Source organism: Nonomuraea sp. NPDC049378 (assembly GCF_055586745.1).
In genome coordinates this window covers 52,532-68,681 of sequence record NZ_JBVJHP010000003.1, presented here as the reverse complement: position 1 = coordinate 68,681, position 16,150 = coordinate 52,532, and the positions used below count along the sequence as shown (strand labels likewise).

Annotated in this window: 14 protein-coding genes; 11 read left to right on the top strand and 3 right to left on the bottom strand. The window is 70.7% G+C overall.

The features are described 5' to 3' along the window. Positions 1–70 precede the first annotated feature (70 nt). Both ACZ6SA_RS08020 and ACZ6SA_RS08015 read left to right on the top strand, forming a co-directional pair. The gene (locus ACZ6SA_RS08020) at positions 71–2,863 is read left to right on the top strand and encodes a glycosyltransferase (protein ID WP_465827136.1); all 2,793 of its coding nucleotides are present in this window, start codon (positions 71–73) and stop codon (positions 2,861–2,863) included. Continuing rightward, the gene (locus ACZ6SA_RS08015) at positions 2,863–4,161 is read left to right on the top strand and encodes a DUF5719 family protein (RefSeq protein WP_347643244.1); all 1,299 of its coding nucleotides are present in this window, start codon (positions 2,863–2,865) and stop codon (positions 4,159–4,161) included. Before ACZ6SA_RS08020 ends, ACZ6SA_RS08015 begins: the two co-directional genes overlap by 1 nt. 24 nt (positions 4,162–4,185) lie before the next feature. On the opposite strand, the gene ACZ6SA_RS08010 is transcribed toward ACZ6SA_RS08015, so the two are convergent. Next, positions 4,186–4,626 carry a metallopeptidase family protein gene (locus ACZ6SA_RS08010; protein WP_132605991.1) on the bottom strand — a complete coding sequence of 147 codons (441 nt, stop codon included), beginning with the start codon at positions 4,624–4,626 and terminating at the stop codon, positions 4,186–4,188. Positions 4,627–4,850: 224 nt separating this feature from the next. Here ACZ6SA_RS08010 and ACZ6SA_RS08005 point away from each other — a divergent pair, with 224 nt between their 5' ends. The 5 genes from ACZ6SA_RS08005 to ACZ6SA_RS07985 are packed head-to-tail and all read left to right on the top strand — an operon-like array spanning position 4,851 to position 8,853. Then, on the top strand, positions 4,851–5,219 hold the full coding sequence (locus ACZ6SA_RS08005) for a DUF3499 domain-containing protein (RefSeq protein ID WP_106236645.1): 369 nt from the start codon (positions 4,851–4,853) through the stop codon (positions 5,217–5,219). A 42-nt stretch (positions 5,220–5,261) separates the two neighbouring features. Next, on the top strand, positions 5,262–6,611 hold the full coding sequence (locus tag ACZ6SA_RS08000; protein WP_465827134.1) for a phosphomannomutase/phosphoglucomutase: 1,350 nt from the start codon (positions 5,262–5,264) through the stop codon (positions 6,609–6,611). After that, positions 6,608–6,775: a Trm112 family protein gene (locus tag ACZ6SA_RS07995; protein ID WP_347643246.1), complete on the top strand. Its 168-nt coding sequence runs from the start codon at positions 6,608–6,610 to the stop codon at positions 6,773–6,775. Before ACZ6SA_RS08000 ends, ACZ6SA_RS07995 begins: the two co-directional genes overlap by 4 nt. Further along, entirely contained in the window at positions 6,772–7,878 is a 1,107-nt protein-coding gene (locus ACZ6SA_RS07990) for an SIS domain-containing protein (protein WP_443152899.1), read from the top strand. Before ACZ6SA_RS07995 ends, ACZ6SA_RS07990 begins: the two co-directional genes overlap by 4 nt. Before the next feature lie 48 nt (positions 7,879–7,926). Next, on the top strand, positions 7,927–8,853 hold the full coding sequence (locus tag ACZ6SA_RS07985) for a cation diffusion facilitator family transporter (protein WP_443152898.1): 927 nt from the start codon (positions 7,927–7,929) through the stop codon (positions 8,851–8,853). Here the strand turns inward: ACZ6SA_RS07985 and ACZ6SA_RS07980 are convergent. Beyond that, positions 8,808–9,191, bottom strand: coding sequence for a MerR family transcriptional regulator (locus tag ACZ6SA_RS07980; protein ID WP_443152897.1), 384 nt, complete (start codon positions 9,189–9,191; stop codon positions 8,808–8,810). The two genes, ACZ6SA_RS07985 and ACZ6SA_RS07980, sit on opposite strands and share 46 nt — an antisense overlap. A 103-nt stretch (positions 9,192–9,294) precedes the next feature. On the opposite strand from ACZ6SA_RS07980, the gene ahcY reads away from it, so the two are divergent. Together ahcY and ACZ6SA_RS07970 are read left to right on the top strand one after the other, a co-directional pair. Further along, positions 9,295–10,722, top strand: coding sequence for an adenosylhomocysteinase (ahcY, locus tag ACZ6SA_RS07975; protein ID WP_347643250.1), 1,428 nt, complete (start codon positions 9,295–9,297; stop codon positions 10,720–10,722). A gap of 241 nt (positions 10,723–10,963) precedes the next feature. Next, on the top strand, positions 10,964–12,199 hold the full coding sequence (locus ACZ6SA_RS07970; protein ID WP_443152896.1) for an adenosylhomocysteinase: 1,236 nt from the start codon (positions 10,964–10,966) through the stop codon (positions 12,197–12,199). A 90-nt stretch (positions 12,200–12,289) separates the two neighbouring features. Here the strand turns inward: ACZ6SA_RS07970 and ACZ6SA_RS07965 are convergent, their stop codons facing one another. Next, positions 12,290–12,925 carry a DUF305 domain-containing protein gene (locus tag ACZ6SA_RS07965; RefSeq protein ID WP_347643252.1) on the bottom strand — a complete coding sequence of 212 codons (636 nt, stop codon included), beginning with the start codon at positions 12,923–12,925 and terminating at the stop codon, positions 12,290–12,292. Positions 12,926–13,091: 166 nt separating this feature from the next. On the opposite strand from ACZ6SA_RS07965, the gene ACZ6SA_RS07960 reads away from it, so the two are divergent. Both ACZ6SA_RS07960 and ACZ6SA_RS07955 read left to right on the top strand, forming a co-directional pair. Continuing rightward, complete coding sequence (locus ACZ6SA_RS07960; protein WP_465827130.1) at positions 13,092–14,489, top strand: LVIVD repeat-containing protein; 1,398 nt, start codon at positions 13,092–13,094, stop codon at positions 14,487–14,489. A 36-nt stretch (positions 14,490–14,525) separates the two neighbouring features. Continuing rightward, positions 14,526–15,905 (top strand): LVIVD repeat-containing protein, encoded by a 1,380-nt coding sequence (locus ACZ6SA_RS07955; protein ID WP_347643254.1) that lies wholly within the window; start codon positions 14,526–14,528, stop codon positions 15,903–15,905. Positions 15,906–16,150 lie beyond the last annotated feature (245 nt).

Sequence of the window (16,150 nt, the reverse complement as noted above, 5' to 3'; positions counted from 1 at the left end):
TTTCGCATCTCTTGAAGGGGTTCGCCGGTAAGGTGGGCGCGCCTGATCAACTCCCAGGAGTCACCCGCCCATGGCACGTCCCTGCGTCACCGCGATCGTCGTCGCTCACGACGGCGGGCGCTGGCTTGGGGAGACGCTGCGGGCTCTGGCCGGCCAGAGCCGCAGACCCGACCGCGTGGCGGGCGTCGACAACGGCAGCAGGGACGGCTCCGTCGATCTGCTCGCCCGGACGCTCGGCCGCGGCAACCTGATCTCCCTGCCCCGCTCCACCGGTTTCGGCGAGTCCGTGGCGGCGGCGCTGGAGAGGCTGCCCTCCGCCGGTCCCGATGAGTGGATCTGGCTGCTCCACGACGACTGCGCCCCCGACCGGCGGGCGCTCGAGGCGCTGCTCGCCGCCGCGGAGCAGCATCCCAAGGCGGCCGTGCTCGGACCGAAGCTGCGCGACTGGCTCGACCGCAGGCTGCTGCTCGAAGTGGGCGTGAGGGTGGGCCGCACCGGGCGCAGGGACACCGGGCTCGAACCACGGGAGTTCGACCAGGGGCAGCACGACGGGACGCACGACGTGATGGCGGTGTCCACGGCCGGGATGCTGATCCGCCGCGACGTGTGGGAGCAGGTGGGCGGGCTCGACCCGTTCCTCCCGCTGTTCCGCGACGATCTCGATCTGTGCTGGCGGGTGCGCAACGCCGGGCACCGGGTGCTGAACGTCACCTCCGCCGTGGCCTGGCACGCCGAGGCGGCGGCCCGCAGGCGACGGCGCATCACGGTCAGCGGGGACCATCCGCGCAGGCTGGACAGGCGTAACGCCATCTTCGTGGTGATGGCCAACCTGCCGTTCGGCGCGATGCTCTGGGCGCTGCTGCGGAACGTGGTCGGCTCGGCCTTCCGCACGCTGCTGTTCATCGTCAGCAAGCAGCCCGCGAACGCGCTGGACGAGATGGTGGCCATGGGTTCGGTCCTGGTGCACCCGTTCCGGCTGCTCAGGGCGCGCCGTGCCCGCCGTAACGGCCGCAAGAAGGGATATAACCGCACAAAGCGGTTGATGACCCCTCGGGGAGCGGCCTGGCGGCGGCTCACCGACATGATCCAGAGCTTTCTCGCCGGCGAGGCCCCCGTCGACTCCGCCGGCCGCCACCACCACTCGTCCGCCGAGGAGGAGGACGAGTTCCCACCCCCCGACACCGGCGCGGTCAAACGGTTCCTCAGCCGCCCCGGCGTCGTCCTCCTGCTCGCGCTGACCGCCGTCTCGCTGGTCGCCGAGCGTTCCCTGCTCGGCGGGGAGCGGCTCGGAGGCGGCGCGCTGGTCCCCGTCACGGGCGGCGCGAGCGACCTGTGGGCGTTCTACACCGAGGGCTTCCACGACGTCGGGCTCGGCTCGGACGCCTGGGCGCCCCCGTACGTCGCCGTGCTCGCCGTCCTGTCCACGCTCGCGCTCGGCAAGACGTGGCTGGCCGTCTCGGTGCTGCTGCTCGGCTCCGTGCCGCTGGCCGGCGCCTCGGCGTACCTGGCCACCCGGCACATCATCCCGGCGGTGCCCGCACGGGCCTGGGCTGCGGGAACGTACGCGCTGCTGCCCGTCGCGACCGGCGCGATCGCGGCCGGGCGGCTGGGCACGGCCGTGGTGTTCGTGCTCCTGCCCCTCTACACGTCGTTCGGCACGGTGCTGCTGTCCGGCGAGCGCCGCCGGGCCCGCCGCGCCGCCTGGGGACTCGGGCTGCTGCTCGCCGTGGGCACGGCATTCGTCCCGCTGGTCTACCCGCTCTTCGCGGTTCTCGGCGTGCTCGCGGCGGTCGCCTTCGGCGGTGTGCGGCGCGGCGTCGTGACCTCGATGGTCATCGCACTCGCGGTGCCGGTGGCGCTGTTGTTCCCCTGGCTGGCGACCCTGGCGGCCGACCCGGGCAAGATCCTCCTGGAGGCCGGGCTGCACGATCCCGCCCTGACCGACCCCGTGCTCGCTCCCGAGTCGCTGCTCGCGCTCAGCCCGGGCGGACCGGGGCTGCCGCCGTTCTGGGTGACGGCCGGCCTGATCACGGCCGCGCTCGCCGCACTCCTCATGCGCCGCCAGCGCATGATCGTCGCGATCGGCTGGGGCGTCGCCCTGTACGGGATGCTGGCCGCCATCCTGGTCAGCCGCGTCACCGTCGAAGGAGCGCGGGCCTGGCCGGGGGTCCCGCTGGCGTTCGCGGGCACCGGGCTGCTGGTCCTCGTGGGACTGACCGCCCACCGGCTGGCCGAACTGCGCGCCGGAGGCGGGCTGCGCAAGCTGGGCGCGACGGCGGTGGCGGCGGTCGCGTTCAGCACGCCGCTGCTGGCCGCGGGCTTCTGGGTGGCGGGCGGCGTCCGCGGGCCGCTCGTGGGCGACGCGCCCGACGTGCTGCCCGCGCTGGCCACGACCTACTCAAGGAACGGCGAACGCACCCTCGTCATCGAGGGCAACGCGTTCACGGTGCTGCACGCCCGCACCCCGCTGATCGGCGAGGCGGAACTGCCCGTCGCGTCCGGCGGCCGCACCCAGGTGCGGGCGGCCGCCGAGGGACTGGCCGGCGGGCGCGGCGGCGACGCGGCCACGCTCGCCCGGCACGGCATCGCCATGGTCGCGGTGGCGCCCCCCGTCTCCCCTGAACTGGCCAGAAGGCTCGACTCCCAGCCGTCGCTGCAGCGCATGAGCCTGTCGGACGCGGGCGGGCTGTGGCGCCTGACCGAGCCGGTCACCCGCGTGCCCGCCCGGCCGGACAGCGCCCTGCACACGCCGTGGTTGTGGGCACAAGCGGCGCTGGTGCTGGTGGCGGTGGTCATGGCCGCGCCGGGGCGGCGCCCGCCCGAAGGCGTCGAGTCGCCGTCCGTGGCGCTGGCGGGTGCGTGATGAAGGCCTTCGTGGAGAACAGGTTCGGCCTGCTTGCACTGGTCGTCGTCGCCCTCGCCGCCATGTACGGCGTCGCGTACGTCACCAGGCCCGCACCCCTGCCGCCCCCGCCCGAGGGCCCGCGGAAGGTGGCCGTCGAGTCGGTCACCGCCGTCTGCCCCGGCACGAAGGGCGAGCACGTCAACGTCTACCTGCCCGACACGCTCAACCGGGAGAAGATGGACGCCGAGCCGTACGTGACGAAGGGCCCCGGCGCGCTGGAGGCCGGCTACCTCACCCGCGTCACCAAGGGCGGCGGGCGGGGACTGGCCGGAGTGCGCTGCACCGAGCCAGGCCAGGAGACCTGGCTGGTCGGCCCCGGGCCCGCCGACGCCGACGTGCGCCTCCGTCTCGCCAACGCCGACAAGGCGCCCGCGCTCACCGACGTCCAGGTCCATGCCGCGGAAGGGCTCGTCTCCGGCGACAAGGGGATCGGGCTGGAGATCGCGCCCGGCGAGCACAAGGAGATCGACCTCAAGACGCTCGCCCCCTCGGCCGACATCATGGCCGTGAGCGTCACCACCGTCTTCGGCCGCGTCGCCGTCGCCGCCAGGACCACCCTCGACAGCGGCGGCGTCGACTGGCTCCCCGCCGCCGCGCCTCCCGCGACGCGCGTGGTCGTCCCCGGCATCCCCGGCGGCGGCGGGCGCAGGGAGCTCCTCGTCGCCGCCCCCGGCGAGACCGATGCCGTGGTGCGGCTCAAGGCGGTGAGCGAGGACGCGGAGTACGCGATGAAGGGCCGCGAAACCCTCGACGTGCCGGCCGGCGGCGTGGTCGCCCTCGACGTCACCACCGGGCTCGGCGGTTCCTCGGGCGCCCTCGTGCTCACCTCGACCGCGCCGGTCGTGGCCGGGCTCGTCGCCACGGGCACCGGCGGCCGCTCCGACGTCGCCTTCACCGCGGGCACGTCCTCACTGGACCTGGGCAGCGCGGTGGCCGGCAACCGCGCGGGCTCCCGCCTGGTCCTCACGGCGCTCGGCGGGCCCGGCAAGGTGCGGGTGCGGACCGTGCCCGAGGGCAAGGCGTTCGACGTGGAGGTGCCGGCGGGGCGGACGAAGAACGTCAAGCTCAAGGCGGAGGGGAACTTCGCCGTGGTGGTCACGCCCGTGTCGGGGGAGGTCTACGGGGGACGCGTGGTGGAGGAACGCCTGAAGAGCGGGGTGCTGCTCACGGCCCAGCCGCTGTCTCCCGCCCGCATGTGGACGCTCCTTCCGCCCCTCACCGACACCTCCCGCGTGGTGGTGCCCGGGGCCTCGTGAGCCCTTCGGCCCGGAGCCCGCGCCTCAGCCGCGGTCGTCGTAGCCCGGGTCGACGGTCTCGGGGGCCAGGCCGAGCAGGGTGGCCACCTGCTCCACGACCGTGTCGTGCACCATGGCCCCCAGCGTGTCGCGGTCGCGGGCCCGTGCCTCCAGCGGACGCCGGTAGACCACGATCGAGGCGGGGTTGGGGCCGGCGGCCGCGTCGGCGCGGCCGAACGGGATCGGGTCGGAGCTCAGCTGCGGGCCGTCGCCCAGCTCGCTCAGCGGCGGCACCTCCTCCACCGCGAACTCCACCGCCGACAGCTGGCGCTCCCACCGGGGCCTGAGGCGGTCGACCGCGTCGAGCACGAGGTCGTCGAAGCGCTCGCTGCGGGACTTGGCCATGGGGACGTGGGAGGGGGCGAGCGGGCCGCGGAGACCGCGACCGTGGCGATCGCGCCGCCTGGGACCGCGCCTGTGAGTCACGGGATCAAGTGTACGGGGGCGTACGGGCGCTTCCGGGGAGCGGCGTCACCTCTTCACGTCGGACTGTTCTGCCCGGGAACGCGGGAAATATTCGGGCTCGAAGACCGGGTCCCTGGCGGGGAAATCGGTGGAAAGGCTGCGACAGGTGTCCGAATTGTGGCGACACGCTCGTTAAGAGTGCTCAGATAGTGGCGCCTCGCACTCTTACCAGATACGGTCCCTCCGTGAGCCCCGTCCGCCGCTGTTCCCGCACCGCCTGCAGCCAGCCTGCCGTCTTCACGCTCACGTACGTATACGCCGACTCGACCGCTGTTCTCGGCCCTCTGGCGACGTACGCGGAGCCACATTGTTATGACCTGTGCGCCGAACACGCCGAGCGGCTGACCGCCCCCCGCGGCTGGGAGGTGGTGCGGCTGCCGACGGACGGCGCCTCGCCCAGTTCCGACGATCTGGAGGCGCTGGCCAACGCGGTCAGGGAGGCGGCGCGGCCCACGCCGTCCGGCGGGGGCGAGCCGGTCGGCCAGGGAGTCGAGGTCGGCAGGCGCGGGCACCTGCGCGTTCTGCGGTCGGCCCAGCAGCACCGCGACCGGTAGGCTCGTTTCAACGGAGGAAACGACCAAGGGCGGAGCTGCGGAGTGGGCGATTTCGCCAAGATCTTTAAAGCGTACGACGTTCGCGGGGTGTTTCCCGACGAGTTCGACGAGCAGACCGCCGAGGCCGTGGGGGCGGCATTCGTCGAGGTGACGGGCGCCGGGTCGGTCGTGGTCGCCCATGACATGCGCGAGTCGTCCGTGCCGCTGGCCGCGGCCTTCATCCGCGGCGCGCGCTCGCGCCGGGCCGACGTGGTGCACGCCGGGCTCGGCTCCACCGACCTGCTCTACTACGCCAGCGGCAGCCTCGGGCTGCCGGGCGTCATGTTCACCGCCAGCCACAATCCCGCCCGCTACAACGGCATGAAGATGTGCCGGTCCGGCGCGGTGCCGATCGGCGGCGACACGGGGTTGACGGAGATCCGCGACCGCGCGGCGGAGCTGGTCGGCGTGACGGACACGCCGACGGGGTCGCTGATCGAGAAGGACCTGCTTCCCGGCTACGCCCATCACCTGCGCACGCTGGTCGACCTGGCGGGCGTCAGGCCGCTCAAGGTGGTCGTCGACGCGGGCAACGGCATGGGCGGGCACACCGTTCCCGCCGTGTTCGAGGGGCTGCCGATCGAGCTGGTCCCGCTCTACTTCGAGCTGGACGGCGACTTCCCCAACCACGAGGCCAACCCGCTGGAGCCACAGAACCTCGTCGACCTGCAGCGGGCGGTCGTCGAGAGCAGCGCGGACCTCGGGCTGGCCTTCGACGGCGACGCCGACCGGTGCTGGGTGATCGACGAGCGGGGAGAGTCCGTCTCGCCGTCGGCCGTGACCGCGCTGGTCGCGGTGCGCGAGCTGGCCAAGGCTCCGGGCGCGACGATCATCCACAATCTGATCACGTCGCACGGCGTGCCCGAGATCGTCCGCGAACACGGCGGGGTTCCGGTGCGGACGCGGGTGGGGCATTCGTTCATCAAGGCCGAGATGGCCCGCACGGGCGCGGTGTTCGGCGGCGAGCACTCGGCCCACTACTACTTCCGCGACTTCTGGTTCGCCGACTCGGGCATGCTGGCCGCGATGCACGTGCTGGCCGCGCTCGGCGAGCAGGAGCGGGCGCTGTCCGAGCTGGTGGCGGCCTACGCGCGCTATCACGCCTCCGGCGAGGTCAACAGCGCGGTCGACGACCAGGACGAGGCGCTGCGGCGGGTGCGGGAGGCGTTCGCGGGCCGGGGCGAGTTCGACGAGCTCGACGGGCTGACCGTGACGGGATCCGGCTGGTGGTTCAACCTGCGGCCCTCCAACACCGAGCCGCTGCTCCGGCTGAACGCCGAGGCGGCCGACGAGACCGAGATGACGGCGATCAGGGACGAGGTCCTCGCCATTGTGGGAAAGGTGTCAGAGTGAAGATCGACGACTGGTTGCTGGAGATCCTGGCCTGCCCGGCGTGCAAGGCGCCCCTGCGTGCCGAGGCCGAGGCCGAAGAGCTGGCCTGCACCGGTTGCGGCCTCATCTACCCGGTCCGGGATGACATCCCCGTTCTGCTGGTCGACGAGGCCAGGAAGCCGTGACCTGGGAGCCGGGGCGGCTCGACGACCAGGGGCATCTCAGCGACGGTGATCCCGGGGGCATGTTGCCGGCGGTCGCCGCCGCGGCGGCCCACGTACGCACCGGCTACCGCACCGCCGTCGAGTCCCGTGTCGACCGCCTGGCCGAGATGGGGCGCCCGCGCGCCATCGTGGTCGCGGGCATGGGCGGCTCCGGCATCGCGGGTGACATCATGGCGGCGGCCGTCGGCAACGGCGCGCCGCTGCCGATCATCACCCTGCGCTCCTACCAGCTTCCCGGCTGGGTCGGCGCCACCGACCTGGTCATCGCCGTCTCCGGCTCGGGCGACACCGAGGAGACGCTGGCCGTCGCCACCCAGGCCGTGCGGCGCGGGTGCACGCTGCTGGGCGTGGGCGCGCCCGGCTCGCCGCTGGAGGCGATCGCCACCCAGGCGTCGGCGCTCTACGTGCCGGTGCCGGCGAGCGGGCAGTCCAGGGTCAACGTCTGGCTGCTGGCCGTGCCGCTGATCGTGGCGGCCGCCGCGCTGCGGCTGGTTCCGGCCGACGCGGACCTGTTCGAACGGGTGGCCACGGCGCTGGAGGAGATGGCGCACCGGTGCCGGCCGGCCAGCGAGTCGTTCGTCAATCCGGGCAAGTCGCTCGCGCTCGACCTGGCCGAGAGCCTTCCGTTGATCTGGGGTTCGTCGGCCGCGGCGTCGGTGGCGGCGTACCGGCTGGCCTGCCAGCTCAACACCAATGCGAAATATCCCGCCATCTTCGGAGAGCTGCCCGAGGCGGGCCATGGCCAGATCGCGACCTTCGACGGGCCGATGGCCGAGCGCGACATCTTCGCCGACGCTCCCGCGCACACGCTCAGGCTGGTCGTGCTGCGCGACGTCGAGGAGCATCCCCAGCTGACGCGCCAGCGCGAGGCGTCGCTGCGCCTGGCGCGTGAGCGCGACGTGCCGGTGACCGAGGTGGCGGCGGAGGGCGTGCACCCGCTGGAGCGGATGGCCTCGATGATCCTGCTCGGCGATTACGCGAGCACCTATCTGGCGCTGGGATACGCCGTCGATCCGAGCTCGGTCTCGGCGATCAGTGAGCTGAAGGCCAGGATTTCGCAATAGGATCCCCTTCCAGGCCTTTGTGATTGACCTTATGAGTGGAGAAGACCGGTGAGCGCGAGCGGCGGAACAAAAGCGATCATTGCGGCGTTGGTCGCAAACTTGTCCATTGCCGTAGCCAAGTTCGTGGCGGCGTTCTTCACCGGGTCGTCGTCGATGCTGGCCGAGGGCATCCACTCGGTCGCCGACTCGGGCAACCAGGTGCTTCTCCTGGTCGGCGGCAAGCGTGCGGCCCGCGCCAGCACCAAGGAACACCCGTTCGGCTACGGCCGCGAGCGCTATTTCTACGCGTTCGTGGTGGCCGTGGTGCTGTTCGCGATCGGCGCGCTCTTCTCGCTGTACGAGGGCTACCACAAACTGACCCACGCAGAGGCACTCACGTCTCCCGCCTGGGCGTTCGGCGTGCTGATATTCGCGATCATCGCTGAGATCTTCTCGTTCCGCACGGCCATCAAGGAGGCCAACCTGGTGCGCGGCCGTCAGGGGTGGGTCGCGTTCATCCGCAGGTCCAAGTCGCCGGAGCTGCCGGTCATCCTGCTGGAGGACCTCGGCGCGCTGCTCGGCCTGATCTTCGCGCTGTTCGGCGTGACGATGGCCGTGGTGACGGGCAACCCCGTCTGGGACGCCATCGGAACATTGATGATCGGCACCCTGCTCGCAGTCATCTCGGTCGTGCTGGCCGTGGAGACCAAGTCGCTGCTGGTCGGCGAGGGCGCCTCGCCGGAGGTGGAGGTCCAGATCCGCCGCGCGCTGGAGAGCGCGCCCGAGGTCGACCGGATCATCCACATGCGCACGCTGCACCTCGGCCCGGAGGAACTGCTCGTGGGCGCCAAGATCGCGGTCTCGCACGACGAGACGGCCGGCGAGGTGGCGCGCGGCATCGACGAGGCCGAGCAGCGCATCCGCGCGGCCGTGCCGATCGCCAGGGTCATCTACCTCGAGCCCGACCTCGACCGGTCCCGCACGCCCGCCTCCTGAGCGCCGCCGGACGTACGCAGCAGCCGCAGGGCCTTCTCCTTCTCGAAGTCGAGGGCCCTGCGGGGCACCGGGATGCGCCCGATCCGCACCCCGAGGTCGCGCACGGCCGCCGCCACCGCCGGCTCGCTCAGCACCCGCAGCGCGAACGCCAGCTCGGCCGGCGACACGTCGAACCGTTTCTCCAGCTCGACGCCCTGTGCCACGGCGGCCAGCTCCTCGGGGCCGAACCGCCGGTGCGCCCCCTGCTCCCGCACGGGGGGCAGCAGGCCGAGTGCCTCCCGGTAGCGGAGCATCCGCGGGGACATGCCGAGCCGCTTGGCGGCTTCCGTGATGCGCATCCTTACATTCTTACGTCAGTTTCACCCCTCCCGGCGTGCGTCGTCGTGCGAACGGTGCCTAGACTCGTCGGCGACAACCATCAGTGACGCGAGGGGAAACCCGATGGACTTCAAGGTCGCAGACCTTTCACTTGCCGACTTCGGTCGTAAGGAGATCCGGCTCGCCGAGCACGAGATGCCCGGCCTCATGGCCGTGCGCCGCGACTACTCGGACACGCGACCTTTGGCGGGCGCGAAGATCATGGGCTCCCTGCACATGACGATCCAGACCGCCGTCCTCATCGAGACGCTGGTGGCGCTCGGAGCCGAGGTCCGCTGGGTCAGCTGCAACATCTTCTCCACGCAGGACCACGCCGCCGCCGCCGTGGTCGTCGGGCCCGACGGCACCGTCGACGACCCGAAGGGCGTGCCGGTCTTCGCCTGGAAGGGCGAGACCCTGGAGGAATACTGGTGGTGCACCGAGCAGGCGCTGACCTGGCCTGACGGCGGCGCCCCCAACATGATCCTCGACGACGGCGGCGACGCCACGCTGCTGGTGCACAAGGGCGCCGAATACGAGAAGGCCGGCGCCGTGCCCGCCGCCACCGCCGACGACCCCGAAGAGTGGCACGTCATCATCGACCTGCTCAACCGCACGGTCGGCGCCGACAAGAAGTGGACCAGGATCGCCGAGAGCATCAAGGGCGTCACCGAGGAGACCACCACCGGCGTGCACCGCCTCTACGAGATGCACAAGAACGGCCAGCTCCTCTTCCCGGCCATCAACGTCAACGACTCGGTCACCAAGTCGAAGTTCGACAACAAGTACGGCTGCCGCCACTCCGTCATCGACGGCCTCAACCGCGCCACCGACGTGCTCATCGGCGGCAAAGTGGCCGTGGTCTGCGGCTACGGCGACGTCGGCAAGGGCTGCGCCGACGCGCTGCGCGGCCAGGGCGCCCGCGTGATCGTCACCGAGATCGACCCGATCTGCGCGCTCCAGGCGGCCATGGACGGCTACCAGGTGACCACGCTGGACGAGGTCGTCGGCATCGCCGACATCTTCGTCACCGCCACGGGCAACTTCAACATCATCACCGCCGACCACATGGCGCGGATGAAGCACCAGGCGATCGTCTCCAACATCGGCCACTTCGACAACGAGATCGACATGGCCGGCCTCGCCAAGCTGCCCGGCATCCAGCGCAACACCATCAAGCCCCAGGTCGACGAGTGGGTCTTCGCCGACGGCCACACGATCCTCGTGCTCGCCGAGGGCCGCCTGATGAACCTCGGCTGCGCGACCGGCCACCCGAGCTTCGTCATGTCCAACTCGTTCACCAACCAGGTGATCGCCCAGATCGAGCTGTTCACCAAGACGGCCGACTACCCGATCGGCGTCTACACGCTGCCCAAGCACCTCGACGAGAAGGTCGCCCGCCTGCACCTCGACGCCCTCGGCGTCAAGCTCACCGAGCTCACCAAGGAGCAGGCGGCCTACATCGGCGTCCACGTCGAGGGCCCGTACAAGTCCGACCACTATCGCTACTGATCCTTCGGGGGCTCCTCCGCTGTCGTCGGGGGCTTCTCCGCTTCACCACCGCTCCGAGAGGGCCCTCCCCTCGGAGCGGTGCGCGCTCCTGCGGAGCGCACCAACCCCATCTTTTACGGCAGGCCAAGTCACCCGCACGCGCCGACGCCGCTTCCGTCCGTCATGGCCGGTCGTGAAGGCTCACGGGAATCTCGCCGTTACGAGCGCGTTCTTGGCCGTCTTCTTCGGTTACAGGTGAGCCATGGACGTCTGGGAAAGCGGTGAGCGGCAGATCTCGTGGGCCGCGCGTTCGATGCCGGTGTTGACGGCGATCGGCGAGCGCTTCGGCCTCGAACGGCCGCTCGCCGGGCTGAAGATCGCGGCCTGCCTGCACGTCACCGCGGAGACGGCCGTGCTCATGGGGGCGCTGAAGGCCGGGGGCGCCGAGATCGCGCTCGCCGCCTCCAACCCGCTGTCGACGCGGGACGACGTGGCCGAGGCGTTGCGCGCGTACGGGATCGCGGTGCACGCGAGGGCCGGCGTCGACCGGCCGACCTACTACCGGCACATCCACCAGGCGCTCGATCTCGGGCCCGATCTCGTGCTCGACGACGGGTGCGACCTGGTGAACATCCTGCACACCGAGCGTACCGACCTGCTCGACGGCGTCGGCGGCGGCTGCGAGGAGACCACCACGGGGATCATCAGGCTGCGCCAGATGACCGCGGAGCACGCGCTGAAGTTCCCGGTCGTGGCCGTGAACGACACCCGCACCAAGCGCATGTTCGACAACCGCTACGGCACCGGGCAGTCGACGCTCGACGGGATCATGCGGGCCACCAACATCATGCTCGCGGGGCGCACGGTGGTCGTGGCCGGGTTCGGGTTCTGCGGGCGCGGGGTGGCCGAGCGGGCCAAGGGCTTCGGCGCGCGGGTGATCGTCACCGAGATCGACGCCGTCAAGGCGCTCGACGCGACGCTGCAGGGCTACGAGGTGCGGCCGATGGCGCAGGCGGCGCTGCTCGGCGACCTGTTCATCACCGTGACCGGCAACCGCGACGTGATCAGGGCCGAGCACCTGGCCGCCATGAAGGACGGCGCGATCCTGGCCAACGCGGGGCACTTCGACGTGGAGATCGACGTGCGGGCGCTGGACGAGCTGGCCGTCGAGGTGATCCGTGGCGTGCGGCCCAACACCGACGAGTACGTCATGCCCGACGGGCGCCGGCTGCTGCTGCTCGCGGAGGGCCGGCTGGTCAACCTGACGGCCGCCGAGGGGCACCCGGCCGCGGTCATGGACATGTCGTTCTCGGCGCAGGCCCTGGCCGTGGCCTGGTTGGCCGGCGAGCGGGCACGTCTGGAGCCGGGCGTCTACGACGTGCCGCCGGAGATCGACCACGAGGTGGCCAGGCTCAAGCTGGCCGCCACCGGCATCGGCATCGACGAGCTCACCGCCGAGCAGGAGGACTACCTGCACTCCTGGCGCGTCGGCTCCTGAGCGTCGCGGCGTCTCCGGCACGCGCCTCCTGAGGCAGGCGGCTCCTGAGGTTGCGCGCTCTTGGGAGGCGCGGCTTCTGAGGTCGCGCGGCTACAGCGCCGACTGCATCTCGCGCATGCGGCGGATCTCGGCCATCTGGGTGACGCTCACGTCGCCGGCCAGCTCCTCGATCCTGATGTGGGAGCCGCTGGTCAGCACCTTCTCCGACATCGTGATCGCGCCCTGGTGGTGGTTGATCATGAGCTGCAGGAACATCCGGTCGAAGTTGCTGCCCGTCGCCGCCCGCAGCTCCTCCAGCTGCTCCGGCGTCGCCATGCCCGGCATGCCGTCGTGCGCCGCGTGGTGGTCGGGCACCTTCTGCTCCTGCTCCCGCAACCACGTGGTCATGTACTGGATCTCGGGTGCCTGGGCGGCCTTGATCCGGCCGGCCAGGCTCTTCACCTTGGCCGACTCCGCCCTGTTCGGGGCCAGCAACGCCATGTCCAGGGCCTGCCGGTGATGGACGATCATGTCCTGGACGTAGGTCACGTCGGCGGCGTTGGGGGTGGGGGAGGGCACCGCGGTGGCGGCCTCGGCCGGCGAGAGCGTCCGGTCCTGCTCGCCCGGCCGGCCGGGCGCGATCACGGGGGCGGTCGAGCCGGCCCGTGGCGCCTGAGGTGACGTGCTGGAGCTGCAGCCGGTGAGGGTGACGACCGTGGCCGTGACGACAATGAGCGCGGCTCGCACCCAGCCTCCCTGACAAACGTGGTGGAGAATGCGCACTCTAAGTCATGAACCCGGGTTATGAAAGAGGTCGAACCGGAACAAAAATTGACAGATTGGACGCTGGTCAACGGCGGTGAAGAGAGCGACCATAACGGAGGTTTATGCCCCCTTTATCGGAGGTCCCCGAGTGTTCACCCGCCGCAGGGTCCTCATCCTGGTCGCGGCCCTGGCCGCGCTGGCCGGCGTCACCCTGCCGGTCCAGGCTGCGGACGTCCCGGCTCCTGGCGAGATCGTCATGAGCCCGAACATCAAGCACGTCACGAACGTGCCCAAACCCGAGGCCCTGGCCGACATCCACACGGACATGGCATTCCACGGCAACTACGCGTACGTCGGGAACTACTACGGCTTCTCGATCTACGACATCCGCAACCCCAAGCGGACCTCGCTCGTCAGCTCCGTGGTATGCCCCGGCGGCCAGATGGACGTGAGCGTCCACGGCGACCTGCTGTTCGGCTCGGTCGACTCCTCGCGTAACGACGACTCGTGCAACAGCACCTCGCAGCCCGCCTCGGTCAAGGAGTCGTGGGAGGGCGTACGCATCTTCGACGTCTCCGACAAGTCACACCCGAAGTACATCAAGGCGGTCGAGACGAACTGCGGCTCGCACACGCACACCCTGGTCCCCGACCGGCGGGGGCGCAACGTCTACATCTACGTCTCCTCCTACGGCCCGAGCGACGCGTTCCCCGACTGCCGGACGCCGCACGACCTCATCTCGATCATCAAGGTGCCGCTGCGGAACCCGTCCGCCGCCACCGTCATCGCGACGCCCAACTTGTTCCCCGACGGCGGCTACCCGGGCAAGCAGCTGCCCTATCCCGACGGCAGGTCCGCCACCACGGGCTGCCACGACATCACCGCCTACCCGGAGAAGGGCATCGCGGCGGGCGCCTGCATGGGTGAGGGCATCCTGCTCGACATCCGTGACCCCGAGCGGCCCAAGGTCACCGCGACCGCGCGCGACGAGGAGAACTTCGCCTTCTGGCACTCGGCCACGTTCAACAACGAGGGCACCAAGGTGATCTTCACCGACGAGCTCGGCGGCGGCGGCGCGGCCACCTGCAACGAGGCCATCGGACCCAACCGGGGCGCCAACGCCTACTTCGACATCAAGCGGGGACAGCTGGTCTTCAGGAGCTACTTCAAGATCTCCCGCCACCAGGACGACAGCGAGAACTGCGTCGCCCACAACGGCTCGCTGATCCCGGTCAAGGGCCGCGACATCATGGTGCAGGCGTGGTACCAGGGCGGCATCTCGGTGGTCGACTTCACCGACTCGGCGCACCCCCAGGAGATCGCCTACTTCGAGCGCGGCCCCGACAACACCGCACCGGCGCTCAGCGGCGGATTCTGGTCGGCCTACTACTACAACGGCCACATCTACGGCTCCGACTTCAACCTGGGCCTCGATGTGCTGAAGATCAACGACTGGCGTACGAACCGGGCGAACGGCGTCAAGATGCGCGAGCTCAACGCGCAGACCCAGACGTCCTACCCCGAGCGTGGCCACGGTCACCACTGACCAGCCGCCGGTCCCCGTACGAAGGAGGCATCCCGCATGTCCAGCCCGCGCCGTGTCCTCGCGATGGCCGGGGCAGCCGTCGCCCTGCTCCTCACCGCGTTACCCGCGACCGCCAGTGACATCCCGCCACCTGACGCCGTCGTCACCAGCCCCAACGTGACCCACGTCAGGAACGTCCCCAAGCCGGACGCCATCGCCTCGTCCATCAACACCGACATCGCCTTCCAGGGCGGCTACGCCTACGTCGGCAACTACGGCGGCTTCTCCATCTACGACATCAGGAACCCCAAGAAGGCCAGGGTCGTGAGCTCCGTCGTCTGCCCCGGCGGGCAGATGGACGTCAGCGTCTACGGCAACCTGCTGTTCGCCGCCGTCGACAGCTCCCGCAGCGACGACTCCTGCGCCAGCACGGACCGGCCCGCCTCCGAGAAGGACGCCTGGGAAGGCGTTCGCATCTTCGACATCTCCCACAAGACCAGGCCGAGGTACGTCAAGGCGGTCGAGACGGCCTGCGGCTCCCACACCCTGACCCTGGTGCCGGGCAAGGGCCGCGACCGGAACAAGAACGTCTACGTCTACGTCTCCTCGTACCTGCCGGCGGCGAACTTCCCCGACTGCCAGCCGCCGCACGACAAGATCTCGATCATCAAGGTGCCGCTGCGCCACCCGGAGGCCGCCCACGTCGCGGCCACCCCGGTCGTCTTCCCCGACGGCGGCAACGAGGACCAGCCCGGCCTGCTCATCCCCACCACCGGCTGCCACGACATCACCGCGTACGCCGAGAAGGACATCGCGGCGGGCGCGTGCATGGGCGACGGCGTGCTGTTCGACATCTCCGACCGGCTCGACCCGAAGGTCACCGCCAGGACCACCGACCCCAACTTCGCCTTCTGGCACTCGGCGACCTTCAGCAACAACGCCGAGAAGGTCGTCTTCACCGACGAGCTCGGCGGCGGGGGCGCGGCCACCTGCAACGAGGCCACCGGCCCGAACCGCGGCGCCGACGCGATCTACGACATCGCGCGCGGGCAGCTCGTCTTCAAGAGCTACTTCAAGATCTCCCGCCACCAGGACGACAGCGAGAACTGCGTCGCCCACAACGGCTCGCTGATCCCCGTCAAGGGCCGCGACATCATGGTCCAGGCGTGGTACATGGGCGGGCTGTCGGTCTGGGACTTCACCGACTCCACCAGCCCGAGGGAGATCGGCTACTTCGAGCGCGGCCCCCGCTCGGGCGGCGGTGGCGGCGGCATCTGGTCCGCCTACTACTACAACGGCTACATCTACGCGGCCGACTTCCACGAGGGCTTCGACGTCGTCAAGATCGACGACCGGCTCACGGACAGCGCCAGGCACGTGCGTACCGACCGGTTCAACGCGCAGACGCAGGAGTCGTACCGCAACGGAAGGCACTGAGTTGATGGCCTCGCTCCGCTCGGCGGGTTCGGTCGCCCGATGCCGCCGCCTTCCCCCGCTCTGGTCGCTGCGCTCCCGCCGCTCCTCCAGACGACGGCGCTCCCTCACGTGTTGGGGGCCTCGCTCCGCTCGGCGGGTTCGGTCGCCTGATGCCGCCGTCTTCCCCCGCTCTGGTCGCTGCGCTCCCGCCGCTCCTCCAGACGACGGCGCTCCCTCACGTGTTGGGGGCCTCGCTCCGCTCGGCG

Bases quoted from the DNA above. Each gene is read 5' to 3' on its own strand.
- ACZ6SA_RS08020 (WP_465827136.1), top strand. From the start codon at position 71: ATGGCACGTCCCTGCGTCACCGCGATCGTCGTCGCTCACGACGGCGGG.
- ACZ6SA_RS08015 (WP_347643244.1), top strand. From the start codon at position 2,863: ATGAAGGCCTTCGTGGAGAACAGGTTCGGCCTGCTTGCACTGGTCGTC.
- ACZ6SA_RS07980 (WP_443152897.1), bottom strand. From the start codon at position 9,191: ATGCGCATCACGGAAGCCGCCAAGCGGCTCGGCATGTCCCCGCGGATG.
- ahcY (WP_347643250.1), top strand. From the start codon at position 9,295: ATGGACTTCAAGGTCGCAGACCTTTCACTTGCCGACTTCGGTCGTAAG.
- ACZ6SA_RS07970 (WP_443152896.1), top strand. From the start codon at position 10,964: ATGGACGTCTGGGAAAGCGGTGAGCGGCAGATCTCGTGGGCCGCGCGT.
- ACZ6SA_RS07955 (WP_347643254.1), top strand. From the start codon at position 14,526: ATGTCCAGCCCGCGCCGTGTCCTCGCGATGGCCGGGGCAGCCGTCGCC.